General features: G+C 46.5%; 19 protein-coding genes, 1 tRNA gene and 1 pseudogene. 11 read left to right on the top strand and 10 right to left on the bottom strand.

From position 1 onward, the window contains the following. Window positions 1-107 precede the first annotated feature (107 nt). Complete coding sequence (locus tag EAO36_RS06925; protein WP_120955895.1) at window positions 108-638, bottom strand: flagellar FLiS export co-chaperone; 531 nt, start codon at window positions 636-638, stop codon at window positions 108-110. 107 nt (window positions 639-745) lie between these two features. Here EAO36_RS06925 and EAO36_RS06930 point away from each other — a divergent pair, with 107 nt between their 5' ends. From EAO36_RS06930 to hemE, 3 genes are read left to right on the top strand one after another with little or no spacing between them, the layout of a single operon-like run. Continuing rightward, window positions 746-2,086 (top strand): M99 family carboxypeptidase catalytic domain-containing protein, encoded by a 1,341-nt coding sequence (locus EAO36_RS06930; RefSeq protein ID WP_120955896.1) that lies wholly within the window; start codon window positions 746-748, stop codon window positions 2,084-2,086. After that, complete coding sequence (locus EAO36_RS06935; protein ID WP_120947964.1) at window positions 2,086-2,763, top strand: 3-methyladenine DNA glycosylase; 678 nt, start codon at window positions 2,086-2,088, stop codon at window positions 2,761-2,763. Before EAO36_RS06930 ends, EAO36_RS06935 begins: the two co-directional genes overlap by 1 nt. Next, on the top strand, window positions 2,760-3,782 hold the full coding sequence (gene hemE, locus EAO36_RS06940; RefSeq protein WP_120947965.1) for a uroporphyrinogen decarboxylase: 1,023 nt from the start codon (window positions 2,760-2,762) through the stop codon (window positions 3,780-3,782). Before EAO36_RS06935 ends, hemE begins: the two co-directional genes overlap by 4 nt. Window positions 3,783-3,784: 2 nt before the next feature. On the opposite strand, the gene EAO36_RS06945 is transcribed toward hemE, so the two are convergent. From EAO36_RS06945 to flgB, 6 genes and pseudogenes are all read right to left on the bottom strand, one after another. Next, the gene (locus EAO36_RS06945) at window positions 3,785-5,773 is read right to left on the bottom strand and encodes an FUSC family protein (RefSeq protein ID WP_235852216.1); all 1,989 of its coding nucleotides are present in this window, start codon (window positions 5,771-5,773) and stop codon (window positions 3,785-3,787) included. Between the two features lie 3 nt (window positions 5,774-5,776). Then, window positions 5,777-6,898: pseudogene (locus EAO36_RS06950) on the bottom strand (Mrp/NBP35 family ATP-binding protein); the annotation flags it as partial. A gap of 15 nt (window positions 6,899-6,913) precedes the next feature. Beyond that, window positions 6,914-8,821: a peptidoglycan D,D-transpeptidase FtsI family protein gene (locus tag EAO36_RS06955; RefSeq protein WP_120955898.1), complete on the bottom strand. Its 1,908-nt coding sequence runs from the start codon at window positions 8,819-8,821 to the stop codon at window positions 6,914-6,916. Between the two features lie 32 nt (window positions 8,822-8,853). Further along, window positions 8,854-9,156: a flagellar hook-basal body complex protein FliE gene (fliE, locus tag EAO36_RS06960; RefSeq protein ID WP_034582830.1), complete on the bottom strand. Its 303-nt coding sequence runs from the start codon at window positions 9,154-9,156 to the stop codon at window positions 8,854-8,856. Window positions 9,157-9,227: 71 nt separating this feature from the next. Then, a complete protein-coding gene (flgC, locus tag EAO36_RS06965) occupies window positions 9,228-9,719 on the bottom strand; it encodes a flagellar basal body rod protein FlgC (RefSeq protein ID WP_120947968.1) in 492 nt (163 codons plus the stop codon). A gap of 14 nt (window positions 9,720-9,733) precedes the next feature. Beyond that, window positions 9,734-10,156: a flagellar basal body rod protein FlgB gene (flgB, locus tag EAO36_RS06970; protein ID WP_120947969.1), complete on the bottom strand. Its 423-nt coding sequence runs from the start codon at window positions 10,154-10,156 to the stop codon at window positions 9,734-9,736. A 130-nt stretch (window positions 10,157-10,286) separates the two neighbouring features. On the opposite strand from flgB, the gene EAO36_RS06975 reads away from it, so the two are divergent. Next, a complete protein-coding gene (locus tag EAO36_RS06975) occupies window positions 10,287-11,444 on the top strand; it encodes an FtsW/RodA/SpoVE family cell cycle protein (protein ID WP_120947970.1) in 1,158 nt (385 codons plus the stop codon). Here the strand turns inward: EAO36_RS06975 and folE are convergent. Genes folE through truD form a run of 3 tightly spaced genes read right to left on the bottom strand, consistent with a single transcriptional unit; the run spans window position 11,441 to window position 14,001 of the window. Then, a complete protein-coding gene (folE, locus tag EAO36_RS06980) occupies window positions 11,441-11,992 on the bottom strand; it encodes a GTP cyclohydrolase I FolE (protein ID WP_120947971.1) in 552 nt (183 codons plus the stop codon). The two genes, EAO36_RS06975 and folE, sit on opposite strands and share 4 nt — an antisense overlap. Next, window positions 11,985-12,920 (bottom strand): zinc metalloprotease HtpX, encoded by a 936-nt coding sequence (htpX, locus tag EAO36_RS06985; protein WP_205585515.1) that lies wholly within the window; start codon window positions 12,918-12,920, stop codon window positions 11,985-11,987. Before htpX ends, folE begins: the two co-directional genes overlap by 8 nt. After that, window positions 12,895-14,001 carry a tRNA pseudouridine(13) synthase TruD gene (gene truD, locus EAO36_RS06990; protein WP_407925310.1) on the bottom strand — a complete coding sequence of 369 codons (1,107 nt, stop codon included), beginning with the start codon at window positions 13,999-14,001 and terminating at the stop codon, window positions 12,895-12,897. Before truD ends, htpX begins: the two co-directional genes overlap by 26 nt. A 110-nt stretch (window positions 14,002-14,111) precedes the next feature. Between truD and EAO36_RS06995 the strand changes: the two genes are divergently transcribed. The 7 genes from EAO36_RS06995 to EAO36_RS07025 form a co-directional block, all read left to right on the top strand. Next, window positions 14,112-14,573 (top strand): hypothetical protein, encoded by a 462-nt coding sequence (locus EAO36_RS06995; protein WP_120955901.1) that lies wholly within the window; start codon window positions 14,112-14,114, stop codon window positions 14,571-14,573. A gap of 60 nt (window positions 14,574-14,633) precedes the next feature. After that, a tRNA-Met gene (locus EAO36_RS07000) sits at window positions 14,634-14,711 on the top strand. Window positions 14,712-14,834: 123 nt separating this feature from the next. Then, entirely contained in the window at window positions 14,835-16,376 is a 1,542-nt protein-coding gene (locus EAO36_RS07005) for a glycerol-3-phosphate dehydrogenase/oxidase (protein WP_120947974.1), read from the top strand. A 9-nt stretch (window positions 16,377-16,385) separates the two neighbouring features. Further along, the gene (gene glpK / locus EAO36_RS07010) at window positions 16,386-17,873 is read left to right on the top strand and encodes a glycerol kinase GlpK (RefSeq protein WP_120947975.1); all 1,488 of its coding nucleotides are present in this window, start codon (window positions 16,386-16,388) and stop codon (window positions 17,871-17,873) included. Between the two features lie 8 nt (window positions 17,874-17,881). Continuing rightward, window positions 17,882-18,619: an MIP/aquaporin family protein gene (locus tag EAO36_RS07015; RefSeq protein WP_120947976.1), complete on the top strand. Its 738-nt coding sequence runs from the start codon at window positions 17,882-17,884 to the stop codon at window positions 18,617-18,619. A 69-nt stretch (window positions 18,620-18,688) separates the two neighbouring features. Further along, window positions 18,689-21,352: an ATP-dependent Clp protease ATP-binding subunit gene (locus EAO36_RS07020; protein WP_120955899.1), complete on the top strand. Its 2,664-nt coding sequence runs from the start codon at window positions 18,689-18,691 to the stop codon at window positions 21,350-21,352. Window positions 21,353-21,386: 34 nt separating this feature from the next. Beyond that, window positions 21,387-22,940 (top strand): methyl-accepting chemotaxis protein (locus EAO36_RS07025; RefSeq protein WP_120955900.1); only part of this gene is annotated, 1,554 nt, incomplete at its 3' end.

A 22,940-nucleotide genomic window follows, 5' to 3' on the forward strand; every position in this document is an offset into this window, starting at 1 on the left:
CATCCAAGAGGCTAAAAAATAAGACACCCTTTCGAGCCATAAGCGTACATGGAGACGCAAATAGGCTAGAATGCTTAAATGTTCGTCCAATGTTTAGCCCTGAGCACTTAAGAAGTTTTCATCAAGCCTAGCAGGGCTTCTTTGCTAAAGCTGGGCGTGTTGAGCGTGGGGGGTTTGCTAAAGACTTGTTTTTGACTCACGCTCTCTTGGATTTTGCCCAAGGCTTGCTTGATGATCTCTAGGCGATCGTGCAAATACGCTGATAAATATCCAGCCCCCTGAGTTTCTAGCAACTCTAGCGGGTTGGCTACTTGCACTTCTAGACTCTCGCTCTCCAAACTAATAACCAACGACCCTCCAAAAAGGGCTTGCCCTAAAAATTGTGCCTTTTGCACCACTTCTTGCATCTGTGCCTCCGTGTTGCTATCCTGCCCGAGTGTGGGGATGAGCTTGAGCAATTTTTGGCAGGCAATCTGCAAGGTTTGCAAAGCCCCGATACTTTCATTGATGCCCTTGATCTCGCGACTGAATTTATCGATCTTGGCGGATTTTTGCTGGGTGTCTAGAATTTCTAAACTTTGGGTGTCAATCACGCCTAAGTGCTTTTGCAACGCTTCTAGCATGTTCTGTTTCAACATCTGCCATCCTTGTAGTGAGATAAACAAAACAAGCATTTTTTGTTCCGCTATAATTGGACAAGTTTTTTTAGGTATAATGGCGGGCCAATCTTGAAAGAAGAAAGTCTATGAAGCGTATTTTTTTCCTTTTAGTAGTTTGTTGCTATTTTGTCAGTGGCGTAGAGAGAAATGCTCACATGGCTATTGATGTGGAAAAGAGTGTCCATGTGGTGAAAAAAACAGGTGGTGAAAATGCGCCCACTTTATTACTCATGGGTGGGATTCAAGGCGATGAGCCGGGTGGGTTTAACGCCACCGATGTTTTTTTAATGCACTATAAAATTTTGTCGGGGAATGTGTGGGTGGTGCCGGTATTAAACCGCTATTCTATGCTCTTAAACCACCGCGGGATTTATGGCGACCTGAATCGTAAATTTGCCTATTTGAGCCCCAAAGACCCCGAATATCCCTTAATCCAGTCCATTAAAGGGCTGGTGGTCGATCCTCAGGTGCAGGTGATCATGCACTTGCACGATGGGAGCGGGTTTTACCGCCCCACTTATAAAAGCGCATTGCTCAATCCTAGGCGTTGGGGCAATTCCTCCATTATCGATCAAGATGAGTTGCCCGGCGTGGAGTTTGGGCACTTAAAACGCCTCTCTGTGGGGATCACCGACCATGTCAATCAGTTTTTGCTCAAACCTCTGCACAAATACCATGTCCGCAACACCCACACCGCCCGGGGTGATAAAGAGATGGAAAAAGCTTTAACTTACTTTGCCATCAAACACAAAAAGGCCGCCTTTGCCAATGAAGCCAGCAAAGAACTTTCTTTAGCCCAGCGGGTGTATTACCACCTCCTAGCCATTGAGGGGCTAATGCAAGAGGTAGGGATCACCTACACCAAAGATTTTACCCTTAAGCCCGCTAGTATTTACCGCTTAATCAACGATCCCAGCCTCACCCTGACTATGAATCAAAATATCCTCCTGCCCCTATATGGTTTGCGCAACCAGCTTAAATTTTTCCCCTTCCCCAAAGACACGCCCGTTAACCAAATCAGCCTCCAATCACAAAGCTATATTTTAGGACTCTTGCCCCGCAAAAACCAAATTTGGCTCAAGTATGGCAACAAGCTGATGACTCGGCTACATCCACTCTATTTGGATTTTGATTATAGCCTTAAGGATATTGATATTGAACTTGATGGGAAAATCACAAACGCGGCACCTGCTAGTATATTGGAAGTCAAACGTTCTTTTAAGATTTTGCCCAAAGAGGGTTATCGCGTGAATGTGATCGGGTTTTCTCTCAAAAATGGCGGGAAAAAACCCAATGAAGTGGGAGTTAAGATCGCTTATAAAAATTTGGATCAAAGATACTCCATTGATAGAGGGGGCAAGATTTACCGCATTGAAATCTACAAAGGGGATGCTTTTAGTGGCATGGTTTTGGTGCGCTTCATCTGATGCCCTTTTCTAGTTTAGAAATCTTAATGGCACTCAAACGCCTAGATTTACTCCGCGATGCTCCACCCTTGTGGTGGCCGGGTGCGGGCTCTTTTGAAGTGGTGATAGGAGCAATTTTAACTCAAAATACCCGCTTTGAGCGCGCCAAGCAATCCCTAGAGAATTTAAAAGCACTGGGGATTTTAAGCCCAGATACACAAGCCACCCTCACATGTCTAGCCCACAGCAAGCCTAGCGATCTAGCTCCCCACATTGCCCCTAGTGGGTTTTATAACCAAAAGGCACACCGCTTGGTGTTGTTGAGCCAAAATATCTTAAGGGATTTTGGTGGCTTTGAGAGTTTTAAAGCCCAAGTGGATCGCGCTTGGCTCTTGGAACAAAGGGGCATTGGCAAAGAAAGTGCCGATGCGATTTTAAACTATGCTTGTTTGCGCCCTATCTTGGTAGTGGATAAATACACATACCAGCTTTTATTATCTTTGGGGATGGATATTCCCGACTATGACGATCTGCAAGCCTTTTTGATGCATGGTCTGCAAGATCGCCCAGAGCAAACTTTAGAGCTTTATAGCCACCAGCTGGATTTAGCCAGCATTTATGCGCGCTTCCATGGCAAAATTGTCGCTTGCATGTGCGCCAAAATAAATCTCAAGCCCTATTTAGAAGGAAAACCATGATTTTTATTGATGCCTGCCATAGAAAACAAACCCCCTATACCCCCATTTGGATGATGCGCCAAGCGGGGCGTTATTTGCACGAATACCGCGCACTACGCCAGCAAGCCAAAGATTTCTTAGATTTGTGTTCTCGGGTGGATTTAGCCACGCAAATCACGCTCCAGCCCGTAGAAATCTTGGGCGTGGATGCGGCGATTTTGTTTAGCGATATTTTGGTGATTCCCCATGCAATGGGCTTGGATTTGGAATTTATCCCCCAAATGGGACCTAAATTCTTACACACTATCAGCACCCTAGAGCAGGTGCAGGCGTTGCAATCGCACGCCTACCAAAAATTAGATTTTGTCTATGAAACCCTTTTGAGTGTGCGCGCCAAGCTAGACCCCTCTAAGGCACTCATTGGCTTTAGCGGTGCGCCTTGGACTTTGGCGACCTACATGATCGAGGGTGAGGGCAGTAAAACCTACCATAAATCTAAAAAATTGCTCTACACCCAGCCCCATATTTTGCATGCCCTCTTGGAAAAGTTGAGCATAGAGATTATTGCGTATTTGTCTAGGCAGATTCAGGCAGGGGCTAATGCCGTGATGATTTTTGATTCGTGGGCAGGGGCTTTGGAATTAGAGGCGTATTTAGAATTTAGTTGGAAATACATCCGGCACATTAGCCAAGCTCTTAAATCCCAGCATCCCGACACCCCAATTATTGTTTTCCCTAAGGGTGTGGCGGGGTTTTTGGGGCATTTAGGTGGGAATTTTGAGGTGTTTGGGTGTGATTGGAGTACACCACTAGATTTAGCCAGACATATTTTAGGCGATCGCTATGTGTTGCAGGGCAATTTAGAGCCTGCCCGACTCTATGATAGAAATGCGATGTTAGAGGGTGTGGAGCGCATTTTAAAAGTGATGGGCAAGCAAGCGGGTTTTATTTTTAATTTAGGGCATGGCATGATCAAGGACTTGCCCAGAGAAAATGCCCTAGAGTTGGTTAAATTTGTGCAAACCCAAACAGCTAGATAATCCTAGTATTTGAAGATATAGGTAAATTCCTCAAAAAGTTTGTTTTGGGCAAAAAACATGGTTTCCAACAGAGCATCTAATTCATTATCAACACGGATGAGCCGCCCACCTTCTTTGGTTTTGAAATAGTGGGGCTTGTTGTGTAGATAGTTGAGTATTTGGGTGTAGCGCGACAAGATAAGCTGAACATTATTGCTCACAAGAACTTGTTTATCGGGGGGTAAAGTGGTGTTTAAAAAATAATCATAGAGGCGGTAACTGCAAGTATCCAGCACATCAAAGGATTGTAAGCTTCTGGTAAGCGATTCAAGAGTGCTAGGATCGGGGGTTTCTGTGCGTGCACTTTTCATGCAGGTCTTAAAAGCGTCCAGCTGTCTTAAAAAGGCGTTTTGGACTTCTAAAGCGATACGGGGTTTGTTTTGAATCGTGGTTGCCAAAAGATGGTGCAGGGTGGCGATGAGGTGGCGGGCATGCTGGATAAATTCATCTTTGTCGTATTTGGGCCACACAAACAAAAACACAACATAGACAATCAAAATCCCCAAGATAATGTCTAAAAAGCGGAAGGCGACAATATCCACAAAGTCGTATTTGAGTAGCGAAAAGCACAGCACAAAGGAAAACATCAAGGACATTGACCAAGTTACATAAGAATAGACCTTGAGGTAGATAAACAAAAACACGCTTGCCACCAAAAAGGCGTAAAAAATGGGGCTTTTAGCAAACAAGCCCACCACAATCAAGCCCAAGATCAAGCCAATGCTAGAGCCCGTGATAAGCTCTGCTTGGGCTTCTTTGGTGCTCCCTAAAGAAGTGCGCGACACAAAGAGGGTTGCCATCGCAATCCACATGCCATGGTTAAACCCAAAGTAGCGGGCGACAAACACGGCAATACCCATCGCAAGGGCGTATTTAGAGGCGTATTGGAAGACGGGGTGTTTGAGATGGCATGCCTTCCAAATGTCTTTGAATGAAGCCTTGTGAGCGGGGTTGGGATCAACTAGACTCTCTTCACCCCCCATGATGAAGACTTCCATTTTGTTATAAATAATGGCTAGGGAATGTTGCAAGACCTTATCCACCTGGGGGTCTAGGTTTTCTAGGGCTTGTTTTTGCAGATAAACATTGTGATTGGAAAAAATCCCAGCCAAGAGGCGTAAATTCTCGACCAGTTCTAAACGGATAGGTTCTAAAGTGGGTTGGTTAAAATCCCCATAGATGGAGTGGATAGAGTGGTACATTTCTTCTAGGGCATTGAGCTGGAATAAACTGCGTTGGATGTTTTGGATCGCATGGGGGTCTTTGATCTTGCTAGAGCGCGAGGTTAAAATAAACTTGGTGTTGTGGATTTGGGCAAGCACTTTGGTTTTGATCAAATTGTAATCTGTAGGGCTATTGACATAGCGTAACATCAGTTCCATGCTAGAAAGTAAAGTTGTGAAGCGTTTTTGGGTGAAGTAGCTGTATTTAGAGACAAAAATAAAATACTGGATGGCGATGCTCAGCAGCCCAAGCGCGGTGATCATAGTTAGGATTTGTCTAAAATCAATGGGTGCACCCGCATCGATATAAAGGCAGGTAACCAGCCCATTGGAAAGGGCCATATTACACACTTTATGCAAGTCTAAGCTATAAGCACTGGAGAGCCCCACCAAAAAAGTTACAATCAAAATGGGGACACACAGCCACGCCCCAAAGTGTGCCAAAGGATAGAACAACACCACATTAAAACAGCTAATGGCGATAAAGAGCAACAAATACCCAATTTCGTGTTTCTTGTCGCTGAGTAGCAGACTGAGATAATATAAAAAAATGGTTTGCAGACCCGCCCAAATCACCACATACCAGCCAAAGAACAACGCCCCTAGCCCCGCACAAATAAAAGTCGTGAAAGTGGCTTTGAGGGCATAAACAAGGCTAAAATAGCCCGGATCATACAGGTGGATCGTACGCTTGAGACGATTAAATAGGCTGGTGGGTGAGGCGATCATGCTTTAATGGATGGTGGGCTGGATTTGCTTGTTATCGGCTAGTTTTTCTTGTTGGACTTTGTTTAAAAAGGCAAGCAAATGGTTAGCCGCTTGGGTGTAGGCTTGGCTCACTTTAGAATGAGGGTGGGTGATATAAATGGGCGTACCCTTATCCCCGCCCTCTCGAACTTGGATTTCTAGGGGGATTTGGGCTAATACTTGGGTCTGGTAGCGTTTGGCTAGGGCGTCTAGGGTGTTTTTGCCAAAAATCTCGCTCACTCGCGTACAATGGGGGCAGACAAACCCGCTCATGTTTTCAATGATGCCCGCAATGGGGATATGCAGGCGTTCAAACATATCTAAGCTACGGCTAGCATCATCTAAGCTCACACTTTGGGGTGTGGTGATGGTGATACCTGCGCTAATGGGCACGGCTTGGGCTAGGGTGAGTTGGGCATCCCCAGTGCCCGGAGGCATATCCACGACCAAAATATCCAACTCTCCCCATAAAATATCAGTGAGCATTTGCTCAATAGCACGCATCAGCATCGGACCACGCCAAATCAAGCTCTGCCCCTCTTCATAGAGTAACCCCATACTCATGCTCTTGATCTTATAGGCCTCTAGGGGGATGAGCTTTTTACCACTGGGATCGGTGCTGGGATTGACCTCCATCAAACCCAACATTCTAGGGATATTAGGACCATAGACATCAGCATCTAAAAGCCCAACTTTTTGGTGTTGTGCCGCAAGGGCGAGGGCAAGATTAACGCTTGTGGTGCTCTTGCCCACCCCGCCCTTGCCAGAGCTCACCATCACCACATGCTTAATATTGGGGGCTAGATTCTTGGTCGTGGGTTCGGGGGTCTGTCTGGCTTCCCTCTTAGGGGGGGTTTTGATGTCAATGTGGCAATTTTCAATGCCTAAATCTTGCATTTTGGCTAGAATGTTGGTTTTGAGAGTTTGGCTCACTTCTGGCGAACTAGAAGGGATGTCTAACAAAAGGGCTAATTTTTTTTCATGAAGAGTGATATTTTTGACAAAGCCAAAGCTCACAATGTCTTTTTCAAAATTGGGGTAGATCACGCTCTTTAAAACGCCCAGCACTTCATCCTGTGTAATCATTTTGATCCTTAAATTGAGGGTAGCCCAAACTTATACCTACTTTTGCTTAACATTTATTAAAGTTGGGCGGTGCTTGGTGGGCTTGGGGTGTGTGGGGGGGGTTGGCAAAGCAAGCGCGCGACGAGGCACTTCCTTTAAAACTAAATCTTGCGAGGGGGTGAGGTATTGGTATTTGACCAAAGTTTGGATAATCTGCTTGAAGATTGGGGCAGCAGTTTGACTCCCATAATACTCCTCACTCCCCAAAGAGCCAAAGACCACCACACCCACCACAAAGGTGTTTTTCTTGTCCTTAGCAAAGCCAAAAAATGAGCTGTTGTAAATGTCGGTATATTTACCATTATTAGCCGTCCTAGCTGTGCCCGTCTTGCCCCCCACAACCAAGCCCTCCACTTGCGCGCGTTTGCCCGTTCCATGGGTTACCACCTTGATCAAGAGCTTTTGCATGGTGTGCGCGCTTTGGGGGGAGATCACTTGTCTAGGCGGGGCTAGATCAGGGATAAAAACATCTCCATTGGGGGCGTTGTAGCGTTGGATTAGGTGTGGGGTTGTTATCTCCCCTTGGTTGGCAAACACGCCATAAGCCCGCAACAGCTGCAAAAAGGTCGTGCGCAAGCCATAGCCATAAGAGGCAGTTCCCTTATAAACTTCACGATTAAGCAGTTTCACGCTGGGGATCAGCCCGGTTTTTTCATAGGGGAGTTCAATACCGGTTGGCTCAGCAAACCCGAAATTCTTAAGTCCGGTGTAAAGTTCCTGCCCACTTAGGCGTTTGGAGAGCTTGATCATGCCCACATTGCTGGAGCGCACCAAGACATCTTCAATCGTATTTTGTTTAAGCGGGGCAAGATCGTCTTTGATGGTGTATTTGCCTAGCTTGTAAAAACCATGGTTTAAGTCAATCAGCTGGGTGGCTACAATGCGTTTTTTATCCACTAAGAGCGAATAGACAATGGGTTTAATGGTACTACCCGGCTCAAAAGAGAGCTCTGTAGCATCGACATTTAAAGCGGGATAATCGCTCTTTTGGATATTATTGGGGTTAAAGCGGTTGGTGGTGGCTAGGGCTAGCAATTCGCCATTATGGGGGAGATAGATTCCAGCAATGATTTGCTTGGACTTGTAGTGGGCTTTGGCATGATCTAAGATTTTTTCTAGTTCGCGTTGTAGTCTTAAGGGGATACTCAAGGCCAAGTCATAGCCATTTTCGCGGGGCTGACTCTTAAAAGTCTTGTCCTCAATGAGATTAAAGCCCAAATCGCGCTTACCTATGTCCTGCCCATCTTGCTTGGGGGCTAATATTTTGTCCTTGAATTTTTCAAGCCCTTTGACACCTTCCACAGAAGTGATCTTAGAAACATCGATTTTTTTGACATACCCCACCAGCGGTTCAAAATTGTCAGCATAAAGATAGTTGCGTGCAATCCCGCTCACTTCAATACTCAAGCCTATCTTGGGCACGACTTTTTTGCTAGAGTCTTCATATTCGATAAAGACATTGTAAGCCAAGAATTTGGCATTGAGTTGGCGCAAACTGGCTGCCGTGTTGGCGTTGATATTGTAGGAGAGGGTTACAAAGCCCTCTTGAGAAAATTTCTCGGCGATGATGGACTTAGGGATGTTGGTATAAATGGAGAGAAGATCGATAAAAAACTGCTTTTTATTGGGGTCAATGGAGAGCGTGTTAAACCCCACTTTAAAGAGTTTTTGACTACTGGCAAGACTAAAGCCATCTTGGCTATAAATCGTGCCACGCGTGGCAATATCGGTCTTGGTAACCACAAAAGCGGGCATTTTACGGGGTAAGAGGGCTTTAAAAAACATTACCACAACGAACAAAACCAACGACCCACAAATGACCATAAAGATCAGCAACAAGCGTTCTGTACGCCTAGGTCCTAAATCTTGAGGGATATCGGGGCTGGCCTGTAGCGCAGACTCCATTAAAACTTCTTAAAATCCGCGCCTACACCGAGCTAAATCTGTGTCCTTAGAAGTTCTTTGTAAGCACTAATAGCTTTGTTGCGCACTTCCAGCATCAATTTCATGCTGGTTTCTGCCTTGCCAATAGCGATGGCGGCTTGGTGCAAGTCCTTTACTTGCCCAGTCGCCATGTCCGCTAGGGCCTTGTCAGACTCCATCTGTGTGTTGTTGAGCTCATCTATCGAGCGCTTGAGCATTTGGGAGAACTCCCCTTTCTCCATTAGATTCTCATTCGTCCTTGAATCTAAAGGAGTGCTGGCTTTGCCTAACCCTATATCTGTGTATAAAGTTTTCATTTCGACTCCTTGCATCCTATATCTCCTATATCGTCCCTTCTTGGATAACCTTTAAGCCTTGTTATTAAAACTTAGGCTTGGAGCATGCTAATGGCATTGGCCGCCATATTCTTGGTGCTTTGAAACGCCGCAACATTGGCTTGGTACGCCCTTGTCGCCTCGATCAAGTCTGCCATCTCCACCACTGGATTAACGTTGGGGTAAGACACATAGCCATTGGCATCGGCATCTGGGTGTGTGGGGTCGTATTTCAAAAGAGGTGCTTTATCATCGCGCACAATTTTATCCACATAAACACCCATGATGGGTGGGTTGGGTTTTTCAATCTCATCGCTCTCACTCAAGGGGTCTTCATACTCCATCAAATTATTATTCTGGGCGAGTTTTTCGTTCAAAATTTTGTTGAAGTCAAAGGATTTAAAGATCGCTTCTTGGCGCCGATAAGGCCCGCCCTCATCGGTGCGTGTGGTGTTGGCATTGGCGATATTTGAGGAGATGAGATTAGCACGCACTCTCTGAGCAGATAATCCATATCCACTGATGTCAAAACTAGATAAAAACATGTGCTGATCCTTTCTTAGATATTTTTAGCGGCATCGATGGCATAATTCACAATGCCCCGATGTTTCTTTAAAGCGGTGGTAAGGGCTAGATACATGGTCGAATTTTTGCCCATCTCAGAGGTTTCAATGTCCAAATCTACGCTATTGCCATCATTCTTTGCCAAGTGCCCATCTCTAAAGAAGATGGTCGCCTTGTCGTCCTCATAATTCTTAGGCTCTAAATGCCTTTTATCTGTAACTGCAAGCTCTAGGTGCTGATCTTTTTGGTGATCGAACACCTCCGCTTTTTTGCGGGCGAGTAGAGTTTCAAAATCCAAATCCTTGGGGCGGTAAAAGGGCGTATCCACATTGGCGATATTGCTCGCAATCAAATCCTGCCGTAAGGAGCGATAATCCATCGCTCGATAAACTAAGGGATAGGCTTTAGATAAATCCATTTCAAATCCTTTCTACTCGTGCCCTGCCTGTTCCAAACTAAAGCAAGGAGCATTCCACTAACAAGTCCCTGACTTTTGCTGTATAATGATAGCATATTTTAACCAATTCTGATTAATCGCAAGGTTTTTTATGCCCTACCGTTATTTGTTTTTCTATGCGAGCATGCTGATGATCTTGAGTGTTTTATTGAGCTATTCGCTCTCCACCTATATAGCCATGCTCTACCACTACAAGGAGATTCACTTTTTTATACGTCAGCTCATCGCGGTAGTGGCAGGGATTATCTTAATGTGGGGAGTCTCTTGGTTGGATCCCAACAAGTGGTTTAGCAAAATTGGTTTTGTGATCTTCTTTGGGTCGTTTTTCTTAATGGTGCTGATGAATTTTTTACCCGAGAGTTTCTCCACCAGTGCGGGGGGAGCCAAGCGTTGGATTCGCCTGCCTTTCTTTTCGCTAGCCCCGACTGAGTTTTTTAAGGTGGGGTTTGTCTTTTTCCTCTCTTGGAGCTTGTCGCGCACCTTCTTTAACCAAGAAAAATCCAGTGTTAGGGAAGAATTGATGATTCTCATCCCCTATTTAGTGGTTTTTTTGTTGATTGCTTTTTTAATTGGGGTCTTGCAAAATGACTTGGGGCAGGTGATCTTACTGGCAATTGTTTTGGGTTTTTTGTTGATTTTCTCAGGGGGGAGTTTCAAGTTGTTCCGCATTTTTTTTACCATTGCCCTGAGTGTAGGCGTATTGGCCATCATCACCAGCACCCACCGCATTTTGCGCCTCAAATTGTGGTGGTCTAACTTACAAAGTTCGATCTTAAGCCTTTTGCCCTCCAAATTGGCTAATCATTTACGCATTGAAAACCTACCCGAGCCCTACCAAATTTACCATGCCAGCAATGCCATCAAGCATGGTGGGCTCTTGGGGCAGGGCTTGGGGGAGGGGGTGGTCAAACTAGGGTTTTTAAGCGAGGTGCATACGGATATGGTTTTAGCGGGCATGGCAGAAGAACTAGGCTTTGTGGCGGTGCTTTTTTGTGTGGGTTTTACCCTAGTGATCTTGCATGGCATGTTTAAGATCACCAACCGCCTAGACAACCCCAAACACATGCTTTTTTGCTTGGGAGTTGCCCTTTTAATTGGTTTTTCTTTCATCATCAATGCCTTTGGAGTGAGCGGGATCATCCCCATTAAGGGAATCGCCGTGCCCTTTTTGAGCTATGGGGGTAGCTCGATCTTGGCTAATGCCTTAGCTTTAGGGCTAGTGCTCTCTCTCTCTAAACAAGCCCGCTAAAGCGCAAGCAACTCCATAAACTCCGCCCTTGTGCGCGCATCCTCTTTAAGGATACCTCTTAGCACGCTGGTTTTGATCATGCTATCTTGTTGTTGCACGCCTTGCATTGCCATGCAGAGATGTTTAGCACTACAAACCACCGCCACACCCTTAGGGTGCACGATTTGATTAAAGGTGTCGGCAATCTGTGTACTTAAGCGTTCTTGGATTTGTAAACGCCTAGAAAAGCACTCCACCAAACGCGCAATCGCCCCCAAACCTACGATCTTTTCATTGGGGATATAACCCAAGCTAATATGCCCAAAAAAGGGCAATAAATGGTGCTCACACAGGCTATAAAACTCCATGTTTTTGAGCACCACCAAGCCCTCACACCCACATGTATCAAAGCCACCTTGTAAAATCTCTTGGGGGTCGCTTTGATAGCCTGACATCAAGTCTCCCCAAAGCTTTTCAAGCCGTTTGGGTGTGTCTTTGAGCCCCTCGCGCTGCGGGTCCTCGCCTATGCGGACAAACCATCCATTTAAGAGTTGTTCTAAATCACACATGGCGACCCATTAAAGCCGCGATGCGTTTTTCGATACTAGGATGGGTGCTAAACAGCGTGGAGACATCAAAAAGATAACTGGCTGTGCGGGTGGGGTTGGGATCGGCTTGGCTAAAATCGTGGGTGTTGTAGTTGTTAGAGATTTTTTGCAAGGCTCTAATCATGGGCTGGCTATCTTGCATGATATAAGCCGCTCCGCTATCAGCCATAAATTCACGGCTGCGACTCAAATACATTTGCAAAAACAAGCTAAAGATGGGCAAGACAAATTGCAAGACCAATAAAAGCGTGCGCGCTAGACTCGCCCCGCGGTTATTACGCCCCCCTAAAAACACCCACACCCCATAATTAGCCACCAACAACATGATATTGCTCAAAATCCCCACACACATGGTCAAGCGGACGTCCCCATGCCTAATATGGCTGAGTTCATGTGCCATCACAGCCTTGATCTCATCGCGTTCCAAATTATCCACTAAAGTTGTGGTCAGGGCGATTAGGGCGTTGTGGCTATCCCAGCCACTGGCAAAGGCATTCATGTAAGGCGCATCCAAAATATAAAGTTGGGGTCTAAAGGGCGTGTTGGAGGCTCTTAAAAGCTCCTCTAAAATCTGGGCTAGCATGCGCTCCTTGCCTCTAAGCACCAAAGAAGGGTCAATGAGCTTATACTCGCTCCCACTGAGCATGATCGCTTGGGAGTTACTGATGCAGATTGCCATGATCAACACAGCGGCTAGCAACATTAAGAGCGTGATAGTGGGGAAAATCTGGAAAGTGAGTAATTGCACAAGAGCACTACCCAAATGAGGCGCATTGATACGCACCACATCTACCAACAAGCCGATCAACACAAAAATTGCCATGTAGGTTACCAAAACCAGTGTGGTTTTATTTTGGTTTTCCCTAATCACTTGCTGGAAGGTCATCATTGCCTCTTTTGAATAATTCTAAATGAGCGATCTCTTCTAAAAAAATGGTCGCATAACTCCCTTTGGGTAAGAAAAAGGACAAGGTTGCTTGGGCTTGCTTTTCAAGGTAGCAAAACTCTAGCTGGGTGGGGAAGACAACCGCATAACGCCGATCCCCTAGGGCTTGTATATCTTGGTCATGCAGGACTTCAAAGTGGCTAGCCAACCCTTGGGCGCGCCAAACTTTCAAACCGGGCAATAACCCCGTGGGAGCTAGCTCCCGATGGTTAAAACGCCCTACATTGGGCTCGCCCTCTTGGTGGTAAAAGTACTTACCAAAGGGGTAATGGCAGAGCACGTCGCCCTCTAAAAGCTTGAAATAATGTTCTTGGGCTTGTAGGGTTTTAATCTGTTCTACAGGGATCATCTGAAACTGGCTATGCACTTCTTTGGGGCTAAAGTGATCTAGTAGAGTGCTTAGATGCATGCGTGTGCTGAGCCAAGCATTAAACAACCAACTTTGATAACTCGAGATCAAGAACCGATCGAGCCTTTTAAGTTTCTTGCTAGTTTGGAGCTTGGCTTGTTTGAAATTGTCCCCCCATTTACCAAAGCGTTGCGCGCCAAAATAATTGGGGAAACCCCATTGCACTAAAAACTCTAAGACATGGGAGATTTTTTGTGCATTTAGGGGCGTTACCTTTTTGAGGCGCACAAAAAAACGATTGCCCTTTAAATGCCCCAAGCGGATTTTATGGCCATGGCAGGTGGTGTCTAAAATTTTGATGTCTTGATCTTGCAGGGTTTTAGCATGGGTCTCTAGCGCGCCTAGATATTCTTTGGGCAAAGAAATATATTGGGAAGTGAGCGCATCTTTATCTTTAAGTCCAGCATACCCAAAAGCAGACAGAGGGCAACCCAAGACATTAGCCAAAAGAGAGAGCATCTCCCATGTGCTTTTGTTTTTCTTGCGTACATGCAAAATCCCATGCGCACCCTCGCCACTGAAAGGATACAAAGGCTCTTCGGACACAATAAAATCCTTAGGGCATTTTTTGAAATAAAAATCAATGGGTGCATGGCTGGAGGCAAAAAATCGCATAGGCGCGTTTGCTAGGTGTATTTCCATGCGCAACATTATAGCACACTATCTCAAAGGTCATTTTGGAGCATTTTTTGCTTGTAACTTGGCAAACCCATGAGGATGGAGAGATGGAAGTTAAAGATATCCAGAGTAATTCTTTGCATGCTTTGCTCAATGCGTCCAATTTAGGGCGGGGTGTAGCCCCCTCAAGTCCTACGCTCCCAGTAGCCCCGCCCAAAGTAGAGGCTGTAGAACAGACAGCCCAAGTCCAGCCCGATGGCTTGAAAAGAGAGACCTATGGCTTTTTGGTTTTGGAATTGATGAGCGATAATGAGTATCAGGCTTTTTTGCGCGCCACAGCGGGCATGAATGAAAATGAGAAACGCCTAGCTGCCCAATCACTCTATAGTCTTACCAGTTTTTATGGCGGGCAGATTCAAGAGGACAAGCAAACACAAGAAAAGGTCGATGGGCTACGCGCCTTGCAAGAAACTCAGGTTAGAAAAGCCTTTGGTATTGATAGCAATTTTGTTAATCGCTACAAAAACGCCTATAACCAAGCCTACCAAGCGATGGATTTATTGCTTTAATCAACAGATTTTAAGCAAATTGGCTTTATAATGGATACTTTGCAAAAGAGCAATTTTGAAGTCAAGGTAGCTCAGCTGGTTTAGAGCGCTGGTCTCATAAGCCGGAGGTCGGGGGTTCAAGTCCCCCCTTTGACACCATTAAAATTCCCAAAATTTGCCCGTTTTTGCTCCCTTGTTTGTTTTTGCGATTTGTTCCTATTTGTGCTAGCTAGGATGAATTTTTGCTATAATCATCCATAGAGCACTGCAATAGAGAGTACCATGCAACGAACAGCACAACTAAAACAACTTCCAGACTCACTGGATGTGATCATCATTGGGGGGGGTGCTAGCGGACTAGGGCTGGCTTTAGATGCCGCTAGCAGAGGGTATCACACCCTATTGTTAGAAGCCCATGATTTTGCCAAAGGTACTTCTAGCCGTTCCACCAAGCTTTTACACGGAGGTGTGCGCTATTTGGCACAAGGGGATTTTTCCCTAGTTTATGAAGCTTTACACGAACGCGGGACGCTCATGCAAAATGCTCCCCATCTGTGCGCGCCACAAGGCTTTGTGATTCCTTGTGCCCATTTATCAAGCACGCTTTTTTATGGCTTGGGACTCAAACTCTACGCCTTGATGGCGGGTAAATTACAACTGCACGGCACCGATGTGATTTTTAAGCCTCGAGGAATCCTAGAGGGGGTCAAACAAGAAAGATGCCGGCATGCGGTGTGCTATTATGATGGGCAATTTGACGATGCCCGCTTGGCTTTGAGTTTGGCTCTAAGCGCACACGATCATGGCGCGTTGTTGTTAAATTACGCCCAAGTTAAAAACTTGCTTTTTGAAAACAACCAAGTTTGTGGCGTGGTGTTTGCGGATCGAATCAGCCAAGAAGAAATCAGCCTTAAGGCGCGCTGTGTGATCAACGCCACGGGGGTTTTTACCAATGCGATCAACCACATGGATCCTAGCACCCAAGAAAACCACATCACCCCCTCTCAGGGGATTCATTTGGTTTTGGATCAAAAGTTTCTCCCCTCCAAGCATGCCTTAATGGTCCCTAAAACCTCCGATGGGCGTGTGTTATTTGCCATTCCTTGGCATGGTAAGTTGCTGGTGGGCACAACCGATACCCCCGTGCAAGAGGTGAGCCTAGAACCTAAAGCCCTGCCCGAAGAGATCGATTTTTTGTTAAACACTTTGGGGGAATATTTGGAGCAACAACCCACCCGAAAAGATGTTTTGTCCGTCTTTGTGGGGCTTAGACCCTTGATGGCAAGTTCTAAAGTGCGCACGACTAAAAAACTCTCACGAAGTCATAAAATTTATATTGCACCCAGTGGGTTAGTCCATCTTAATGGGGGCAAATGGACGACCTACAGACACATGGCACAAGAAACCCTAGATGCGTGTATCCAACAAGGACTTTTGCCCGCTAAAACCTGTTGCACACGCACGCTCAAATTACATGGCTATACCAACGAAGATTTAGACCCACGCTTAAAAGTCTATGGGACACACGCCCAAGCGATCTTAGACTTAGAGAATGCTAACCCCCATTTAGCCCGCTTAATCCACCCCAACTACCCCTATACCTACGCTCAAGTGCTGTGGGCGTTGCAATATGAAATGGCTTACCGCCTAGAGGATGTGCTCTCCAGACGCATACGTTTGCTCTTTTTAGATGCGCGTGCCGCCTTTGAGTGCTCTGAGGGAGTGGGGGAATTTATGGGCGCGCATTTTGGCTGGGATACAAGCCAACAAGAACAAGAGATCGCGCAGTTTCAGGCACTAGCTAAAACCCACATTTTAGAATAAGGGAGATTTATGGATCATTATATCATGGCACTCGATCAGGGCACAACCTCATCACGCACCCTCATTTTTGACAAACAAGGGCGGGTGATCTCGATGGCGCAAAAACCCTTTAGCCAATTTTTCCCCAAACCCGGTTGGGTCGAACACGATCCCAAAGAAATTTGGGCAACCCAAATCGCCACGCTCACAGAGGCTTTAGCTAAGGCTAACTTAGATGCCAAAAATATCGCCGCTCTAGGGATTACCAACCAAAGAGAAACCACGGTTTTATGGGATCGCTACACGGGCGAGCCCATTTACAATGCCATTGTGTGGCAGGATCACCGCACCGCCGATGTGTGTGAAAAACTCAAAAAGACCCACAAAGAGATGATCCAAGCCAAAACAGGGCTGGTCATTGATGCGTATTTTTCAGCCACCAAGATCGCATGGATTTTAGACCATGTCAAGGGGGCGAGGCAAAAAGCCCAGCAAGGCGATCTGTGCTTTGGTACGATCGATACTTGGTTGCTCTACAACCTCACCAAAAGACGGGTGCATTTTACCGATCCAAGCAATGCCAGCCGCACCATGCTTTTTAATATCCACACCCTAGAGTGGGATAGGCAACTTTTAGCCCTTTTTGGCATCCCCAAAGAAATTCTACCCGAAGTCAAATCCTCTAGTGAGATTTACGGGCACACCGCCACGCGTTGGGTGGAATGCGAGATTCCCATCGCTGGGATGGCAGGCGATCAACAAGCCGCCCTGTTCGGGCAAATGTGCGTGGAGCCGGGCATGGTCAAAAACACCTATGGGACGGGGTGCTTTTTGCTCATGCAAACTGGGCAACAAAGCGTGACTAGCCAAAATAACTTGCTTAGCACCATTGCATGGAAAATTGGTGGCAAAGTGAGCTATGCTCTAGAGGGGGGCGTGTTTGTGGGTGGGGCGGCTATCCAGTGGTTAAGAGATGGGGCCAGAATGATCCGCACAGCTGCAGACATCCAAAATTTGGCTAGCACAGTGGAGGATAATGGCGGGGTGTATATTGTGCCCGCTTTAACTGGCTTGGGCGCGCCTTATTGGGATCAATATGCCCGGGGGAGTATCTTTGGGGTTAGCCGTGGGAGCACCGATGGGCATATTGCGCGCGCCATTTTAGAGGGGATCGCCTTCCAAGTGCATGATATTATTAAAGAAATGGAAAAAGATGCGGGTCGGAGTTGCTCACAAATCCGGGTCGATGGGGGGGCGAGCGCGTGTAATTTGCTCATGCAAATCCAAGCCGATGTGTGTAACACCAATATTATCCGCCCCCAAAATGTGGAAACCACAGCGATGGGGGCAGGCTATCTAGCGGGCTTGGCGGTGGGTTTTTATGAGGATTTGGAGCAAATCCAGCAATTGTGGCACACCGACCAGCAATTTAGCCCCAAATTAGAACCCCACAAACTCCAAGAAATGTTATATTTTTGGCAAAAGGCGGTACAAGCCTCTAAAAACTGGTTGCTTTAGGGATGAGTATGGAGATTTTTATTTATGAGCTGTTGGGCACAGCCTTGATGATTTTGTTAGGTAATGGTGTGGTGGCGGCCTGCTTATTGGAAAAGACTAAATGCGGGGGGGCAGGGGCAGCCCAGTGGATGGTGATCACCACTGCTTGGGGGTTTGGGGTCTTTGTGGGCGTGGTGGTGGCTGGCCCGCATAGTGGGGCGCATTTAAACCCCGTAGTCACCTTGAGTTTAGCCCTGCTGGGCAAAATCCCCTTAGCCAGCATGCCAGCCTATCTAGCTGGGGAGTTTTTGGGCGCGATGTTGGGGGCGGTGTTGGTTTATGCAATCTACTATGAGCATTTTAAGATCACCCAAGATGAGGGGCTTAAACGGGCTTGTTTTTGCACCGAGCCAGCCATTAGAAAACCCTTTTCAAATTTCTTAAGCGAGCTAGTGGGGGCTTTTGTGCTGATCTTTGTGATCGTGCATTTTAGCGATCCTTCCATCCACACCCAAGACCCCAGTGCCAAAATCGGGCTAGGCAGTTTGGGGGCGTTGCCGGTGGCTTTGTTGGTGTGGGCTATTGGGCTTTCTTTGGGGGCAACAACGGGGTATGCCATCAATCCGGCAAGGGATATGGGCCCGCGAATCGTGCTCGCCCTGTTGCCCTTAAAAGTTTCGGCTGATTTTGGCTATAGCTATATCCCCTTCATCGCACCATTAGTGGGTGGGGCTTTGGCTGTAGGGGTGAGTGCACTCTTGATCTAATCCAGCCAATGCTCTTGCCAAAGTGTTATCAAATTTCTCTATAATTGGGTTTTGATAGAAAGGAACTCTATGCCAAGCACCAACATTTTTGAAAAACTCACCCACCAGCTTAAAGAAAGCTTGGATCAAGCCCTCTCTCTAGCCCTGCACGCCAAGAACCAAGAGATCGAACCCATCCACCTTTTTTGGGCGCTCTTGAGCAATAGCCAATCTTTACTAAGTCATGCCTTGATCAAAATGGGCGTGGAGAAAACACCCCTAGAGTTAGAGGCTAGAAGTGTGGTGGACAGCTTGCCCAAGAGTTCGAGCGTGAGCGCGCAGGGGATTAGTTTGGGCAAGAATCTTCTAGACGCGTTGCACAATGCCTTGGGTTTGAGCGTGAAAAATGGGGATCAATTTGTGGCGGTGGATAGTTTTATTAGCGCCAATGCGGAGCTTTTTAGCCATTATTTCAAGCAATTCTTAGATGTTTCAGAACTGATTAAAACCTTGCAGGGGTTGCGCAAGGGGGCTAAAATCACCCAAGCTAGCGATGATGCCACCCTAGAGGCTCTAGAAAAATACGGGATCAATTTGACCACCAAAGCCCTAGAAAACATCCTAGACCCGGTGATCGGGCGCGATGAAGAGATTTTGCGCATGATGCAAATCTTGATTCGCAAGACCAAGAATAACCCCATCTTATTAGGGGAGCCAGGAGTGGGTAAGACCGCCATTGTGGAGGGGTTAGCCCAGCGCATCGCCAAAAAGGAAGTGCCCTTATCCTTGCAACACAAGCAAGTGGTGATGTTGGATATGAGCATGCTCATTGCCGGGGCCAAGTATCGGGGGGAATTTGAGGAGCGTTTAACTAAGGTAGTAGAAGAGGTCAAAAAAGCGGGCAATGTGATTTTATTCATTGATGAAATCCACACCATCGTGGGCGCGGGCGCGTCTGAGGGGAGCATGGATGCGGCTAATATTTTAAAGCCTGCCTTAGCGCGTGGGGAGTTGCACACCATCGGGGCGACCACGCTTAAAGAATATCGTAAATACTTTGAAAAGGACAGCGCGCTCACGCGCCGTTTTCAGCCCATCGCCCTAGAGGAGCCCAGCGTGAATGAAACCTTGCAAATTCTAAGAGGACTCAAAGAGAGTTTAGAAGCCCACCACAATGTGAGCATTACTGATAGCGCGTTAGTGGCCAGCGCCAAGCTTTCACACCGCTATATCACCAACCGCTTTTTGCCCGATAAAGCCATTGACTTGATCGATGAGGCCGCTGCCGAGTTGAAAATGCAAATCGAATCCGAACCTTACGCGCTCTCCCACACCAAAAGGCTAGTGCAACAACTAGAAGTAGAAAAACAAGCCCTCTTGATGGAGGAGAACCCCAGCAACAAGCAACGCCTAGAGGAGGTGCAAAAAGAACTTAGCAACGCGCTAGAAGAGAAGCAACGCCTAGAGGCGCAATTTGAAAACGAAAGGCGGGTATTCAAAGACATCGCGCAGGCTAAGAACAATATTGAGGGCTTGAAGCGCGAATCTGAGCTTGCCAAACGCCAATCGGAGTTTGAAAGGGCGGCTAAAATTGATCATGGCGAGATCCCTAGATTGGAGCAGGCGGTGCGCGATTTAGAAGCGCAATGGGCGCGCATGCAAGAGCATGGGAGCTTGTTACAGCACGCTGTGAGTAAGGATAGCATCGCGCGCATTGTGAGCAAGTGGACCCAAATCCCGGTACAAAAGATGTTGCAAGAGGAAAAGGATCGCATTTTACACATTGAGCAGGAGCTAGCTAAGAGCGTGATCGGGCAACCCCAAGCCATTAGCGCGATTGCTAAAGCCATTAAGCGCAATAAGGCGGGTTTGAGCGATCCTAATAAACCCATTGGGAGCTTTTTATTCTTAGGACCTAGTGGGGTGGGCAAGACCCAAAGCGCTAAGACCTTAGCCCAATTTCTCTTTGATAGCCAAAAGAATTTGATCAGATTGGACATGAGCGAATACATGGAAAAGCACGCGGTGAGTCGTCTGGTGGGTGCGCCTCCCGGGTATGTGGGCTATGAAGAGGGGGGGCAACTCACTGAGGCGGTGAGGCGTAGCCCCTATAGCGTGGTGCTTTTTGATGAGATTGAAAAGGCGCACTCGGAGGTGTTTAACATGCTCTTGCAGGTGTTAGACGATGGGCGACTCACGGATAATAAGGGCGTGGTGGTGGACTTTAAAAACACCATTATCATTTTGACCAGTAATATCGCCAGCGACAAGATCATAGAGCTAGAGAATGTACACGCCAAGCACAAGGCTGAACAAGAAGTGTTAAAAGCCTATGATATTCAAAACGATCAGATCATGGAGTTGAGCGAGGAATACGACAAGCAAAAGATGGTACAAGAAGCTCTCAAAGCCTATTTCAAACCCGAGTTTTTAAACCGCCTAGATGAGATTGTGATCTTCAACCCTTTGCACATGGAAAGCATTGTGCAGATTGTGGATTTGATGTTTGCCCAAATCCAAGACAAGCTAGGCGAGCGGGGCGTACAAATCGCTTTGAGCGATCGCGCTAAAGAGTACATCGCTAAGAGCGGTTTTGATCCCATCTATGGCGCACGCCCCCTCAAGCGGGCTCTATACGACGAAGTGGAAGATAGGTTAGCTACGCTTCTTTTAGAAACAGACAGCACTACTTTAGGGGGTAAAAAACTCATTTTTGATGTCCTAGATGATAAGATTACAATTGGGCAACTCTAGCCACATATCTTAAAATATATCAAGAGGAGTGTCTGTGCGTTCGTTTTCTTTAGGCAAACAGATTTTAGTGCTTTGGGGTCTTGCGATGGGTGCAATCTTCATCGTTTTGGTGCTTTTTTACCACAATAACAAGCGATCAGTCTCCCATGTCAATCGCCTCGTGGCCAATGACTTGCAAGAACTCTTAGAAGAGCAGATTAAACTCTCTGTAGATGTTTTGGCTTTTAGTATCTCTAATGCTCTTAAAGACATCCCCCATGCTACAGATGCGCAGAAAAAGAAGATTGTGACTGATATGATCACCAATTTCCGCTTTGAAAAGGATCGATCGGGCTACTTCTTTGTCTATGAAGGATATGTGCCCTTTGTAATGCCCAACTTAAAGGGCGATCTTTCTAGGTTTAAGAATATGCAAGATAGGAATGGGGTTTATATCATTCAAGAACTCCACAAAGTAGCCATGAACAATGGGGGTTTTGTGCATTATGTGTTCCCTAAACCCTTGCCCGATGGGAGCACGCGCGATGTCCCTAAAATCTCCTATGCTCAAAAGATCGCGGGCACCCAGGATTGGTGGATTGGCACGGGGATGTACACAGACAACATCGCCCAGCGCACCCTAACGATTTCTCAAGCCATTGATAAAGATTTGAGTGAAAAGTTCTATGTCTATGCACTCATCGTCGTGCTCTTTTTGATTATTGTTGTGGTCCCGCTTTACTATGCCTTTTACCGTAAAATCACTAGCAACATTAGATTGTTGAGCAGTTCGCTTAAAGAATTCTTTGCTTTTGTGAATTACCGTGTCAAAAAAGAGCCCGAAGAGTTGAATTTGCAATCCAAAGACGAGTTGGGTGACATGGCACGCGCCTTAAAAAACAATTTAAAAGAAGCGGTCGAGCACTTCCAGGCCGACCAACATTTTTCCAAAGACGCTTTAAATGTCTTAGGTGGTGCGCATTTGGGGGATTTTAGTAAAAGCATCCAAGCCTATGCGGCTAATCCCGAACTCCAACGCTTGGGCAAGGATTTAAATGCTTTTTTTGACTTTTTAAGCCAGATGTTTAGCCGTATCCGCAATGCCCTCCAAGCCTACTCCAGCAATGATTTTAAAGAGGGCATGGATCTTGCAAACTTAAATGGCGGGTTTTTACAACTTGCCAATGACATCAATACCTTGCAACAGAGTATTGTCCATTCGCTCAAAAACTCTTTAGATGTCGCCCACGCTCTCTACCAAGAAACCGATGCGCTCAACCAAACCAGCAACCGCTTACAAGAGGCTTCTAAGCAACAAGTTAGCTCCCTAGAGCAGACTACTAGTGCTCTGGAGCAAATTAGCCAGAGCATGCAGAGCATCAACACCAAGAGCCAAGAGGTGATCGAACAATCTGATGGGATCAAAAACATGGTGGTGGTTATCAATGACATTGCCGATCAAATTACACTATTGGCCTTGAATGCCGCCATTGAAGCCGCACGGGCAGGTGAGCATGGGCGTGGCTTTGCGGTGGTGGCTGATGAGGTGCGCAAACTAGCCGAGCGCACCCAAAAATCTTTAGGCGAGATTGAAATCAACACCCAGTCC

The sequence above is a fragment of the Helicobacter mehlei genome (genome assembly GCF_003660265.1).
Lineage (GTDB): Bacteria > Campylobacterota > Campylobacteria > Campylobacterales > Helicobacteraceae > Helicobacter > Helicobacter mehlei.

Coding starts and splice junctions, on each gene's coding strand:
- EAO36_RS06925 (WP_120955895.1), bottom strand. CDS start 638: ATGTTGAAACAGAACATGCTAGAAGCGTTGCAAAAGCACTTAGGCGTG.
- EAO36_RS06930 (WP_120955896.1), top strand. CDS start 746: ATGAAGCGTATTTTTTTCCTTTTAGTAGTTTGTTGCTATTTTGTCAGT.
- EAO36_RS06935 (WP_120947964.1), top strand. CDS start 2,086: ATGCCCTTTTCTAGTTTAGAAATCTTAATGGCACTCAAACGCCTAGAT.
- hemE (WP_120947965.1), top strand. CDS start 2,760: ATGATTTTTATTGATGCCTGCCATAGAAAACAAACCCCCTATACCCCC.
- EAO36_RS06945 (WP_235852216.1), bottom strand. CDS start 5,773: ATGATCGCCTCACCCACCAGCCTATTTAATCGTCTCAAGCGTACGATC.
- EAO36_RS06955 (WP_120955898.1), bottom strand. CDS start 8,821: ATGGAGTCTGCGCTACAGGCCAGCCCCGATATCCCTCAAGATTTAGGA.
- fliE (WP_034582830.1), bottom strand. CDS start 9,156: ATGAAAACTTTATACACAGATATAGGGTTAGGCAAAGCCAGCACTCCT.
- flgC (WP_120947968.1), bottom strand. CDS start 9,719: ATGTTTTTATCTAGTTTTGACATCAGTGGATATGGATTATCTGCTCAG.
- flgB (WP_120947969.1), bottom strand. CDS start 10,156: ATGGATTTATCTAAAGCCTATCCCTTAGTTTATCGAGCGATGGATTAT.
- EAO36_RS06975 (WP_120947970.1), top strand. CDS start 10,287: ATGCCCTACCGTTATTTGTTTTTCTATGCGAGCATGCTGATGATCTTG.
- folE (WP_120947971.1), bottom strand. CDS start 11,992: ATGTGTGATTTAGAACAACTCTTAAATGGATGGTTTGTCCGCATAGGC.
- htpX (WP_205585515.1), bottom strand. CDS start 12,920: ATGATGACCTTCCAGCAAGTGATTAGGGAAAACCAAAATAAAACCACA.
- truD (WP_407925310.1), bottom strand. CDS start 14,001: ATGCGATTTTTTGCCTCCAGCCATGCACCCATTGATTTTTATTTCAAA.
- EAO36_RS06995 (WP_120955901.1), top strand. CDS start 14,112: ATGGAAGTTAAAGATATCCAGAGTAATTCTTTGCATGCTTTGCTCAAT.
- EAO36_RS07005 (WP_120947974.1), top strand. CDS start 14,835: ATGCAACGAACAGCACAACTAAAACAACTTCCAGACTCACTGGATGTG.
- glpK (WP_120947975.1), top strand. CDS start 16,386: ATGGATCATTATATCATGGCACTCGATCAGGGCACAACCTCATCACGC.
- EAO36_RS07015 (WP_120947976.1), top strand. CDS start 17,882: ATGGAGATTTTTATTTATGAGCTGTTGGGCACAGCCTTGATGATTTTG.
- EAO36_RS07020 (WP_120955899.1), top strand. CDS start 18,689: ATGCCAAGCACCAACATTTTTGAAAAACTCACCCACCAGCTTAAAGAA.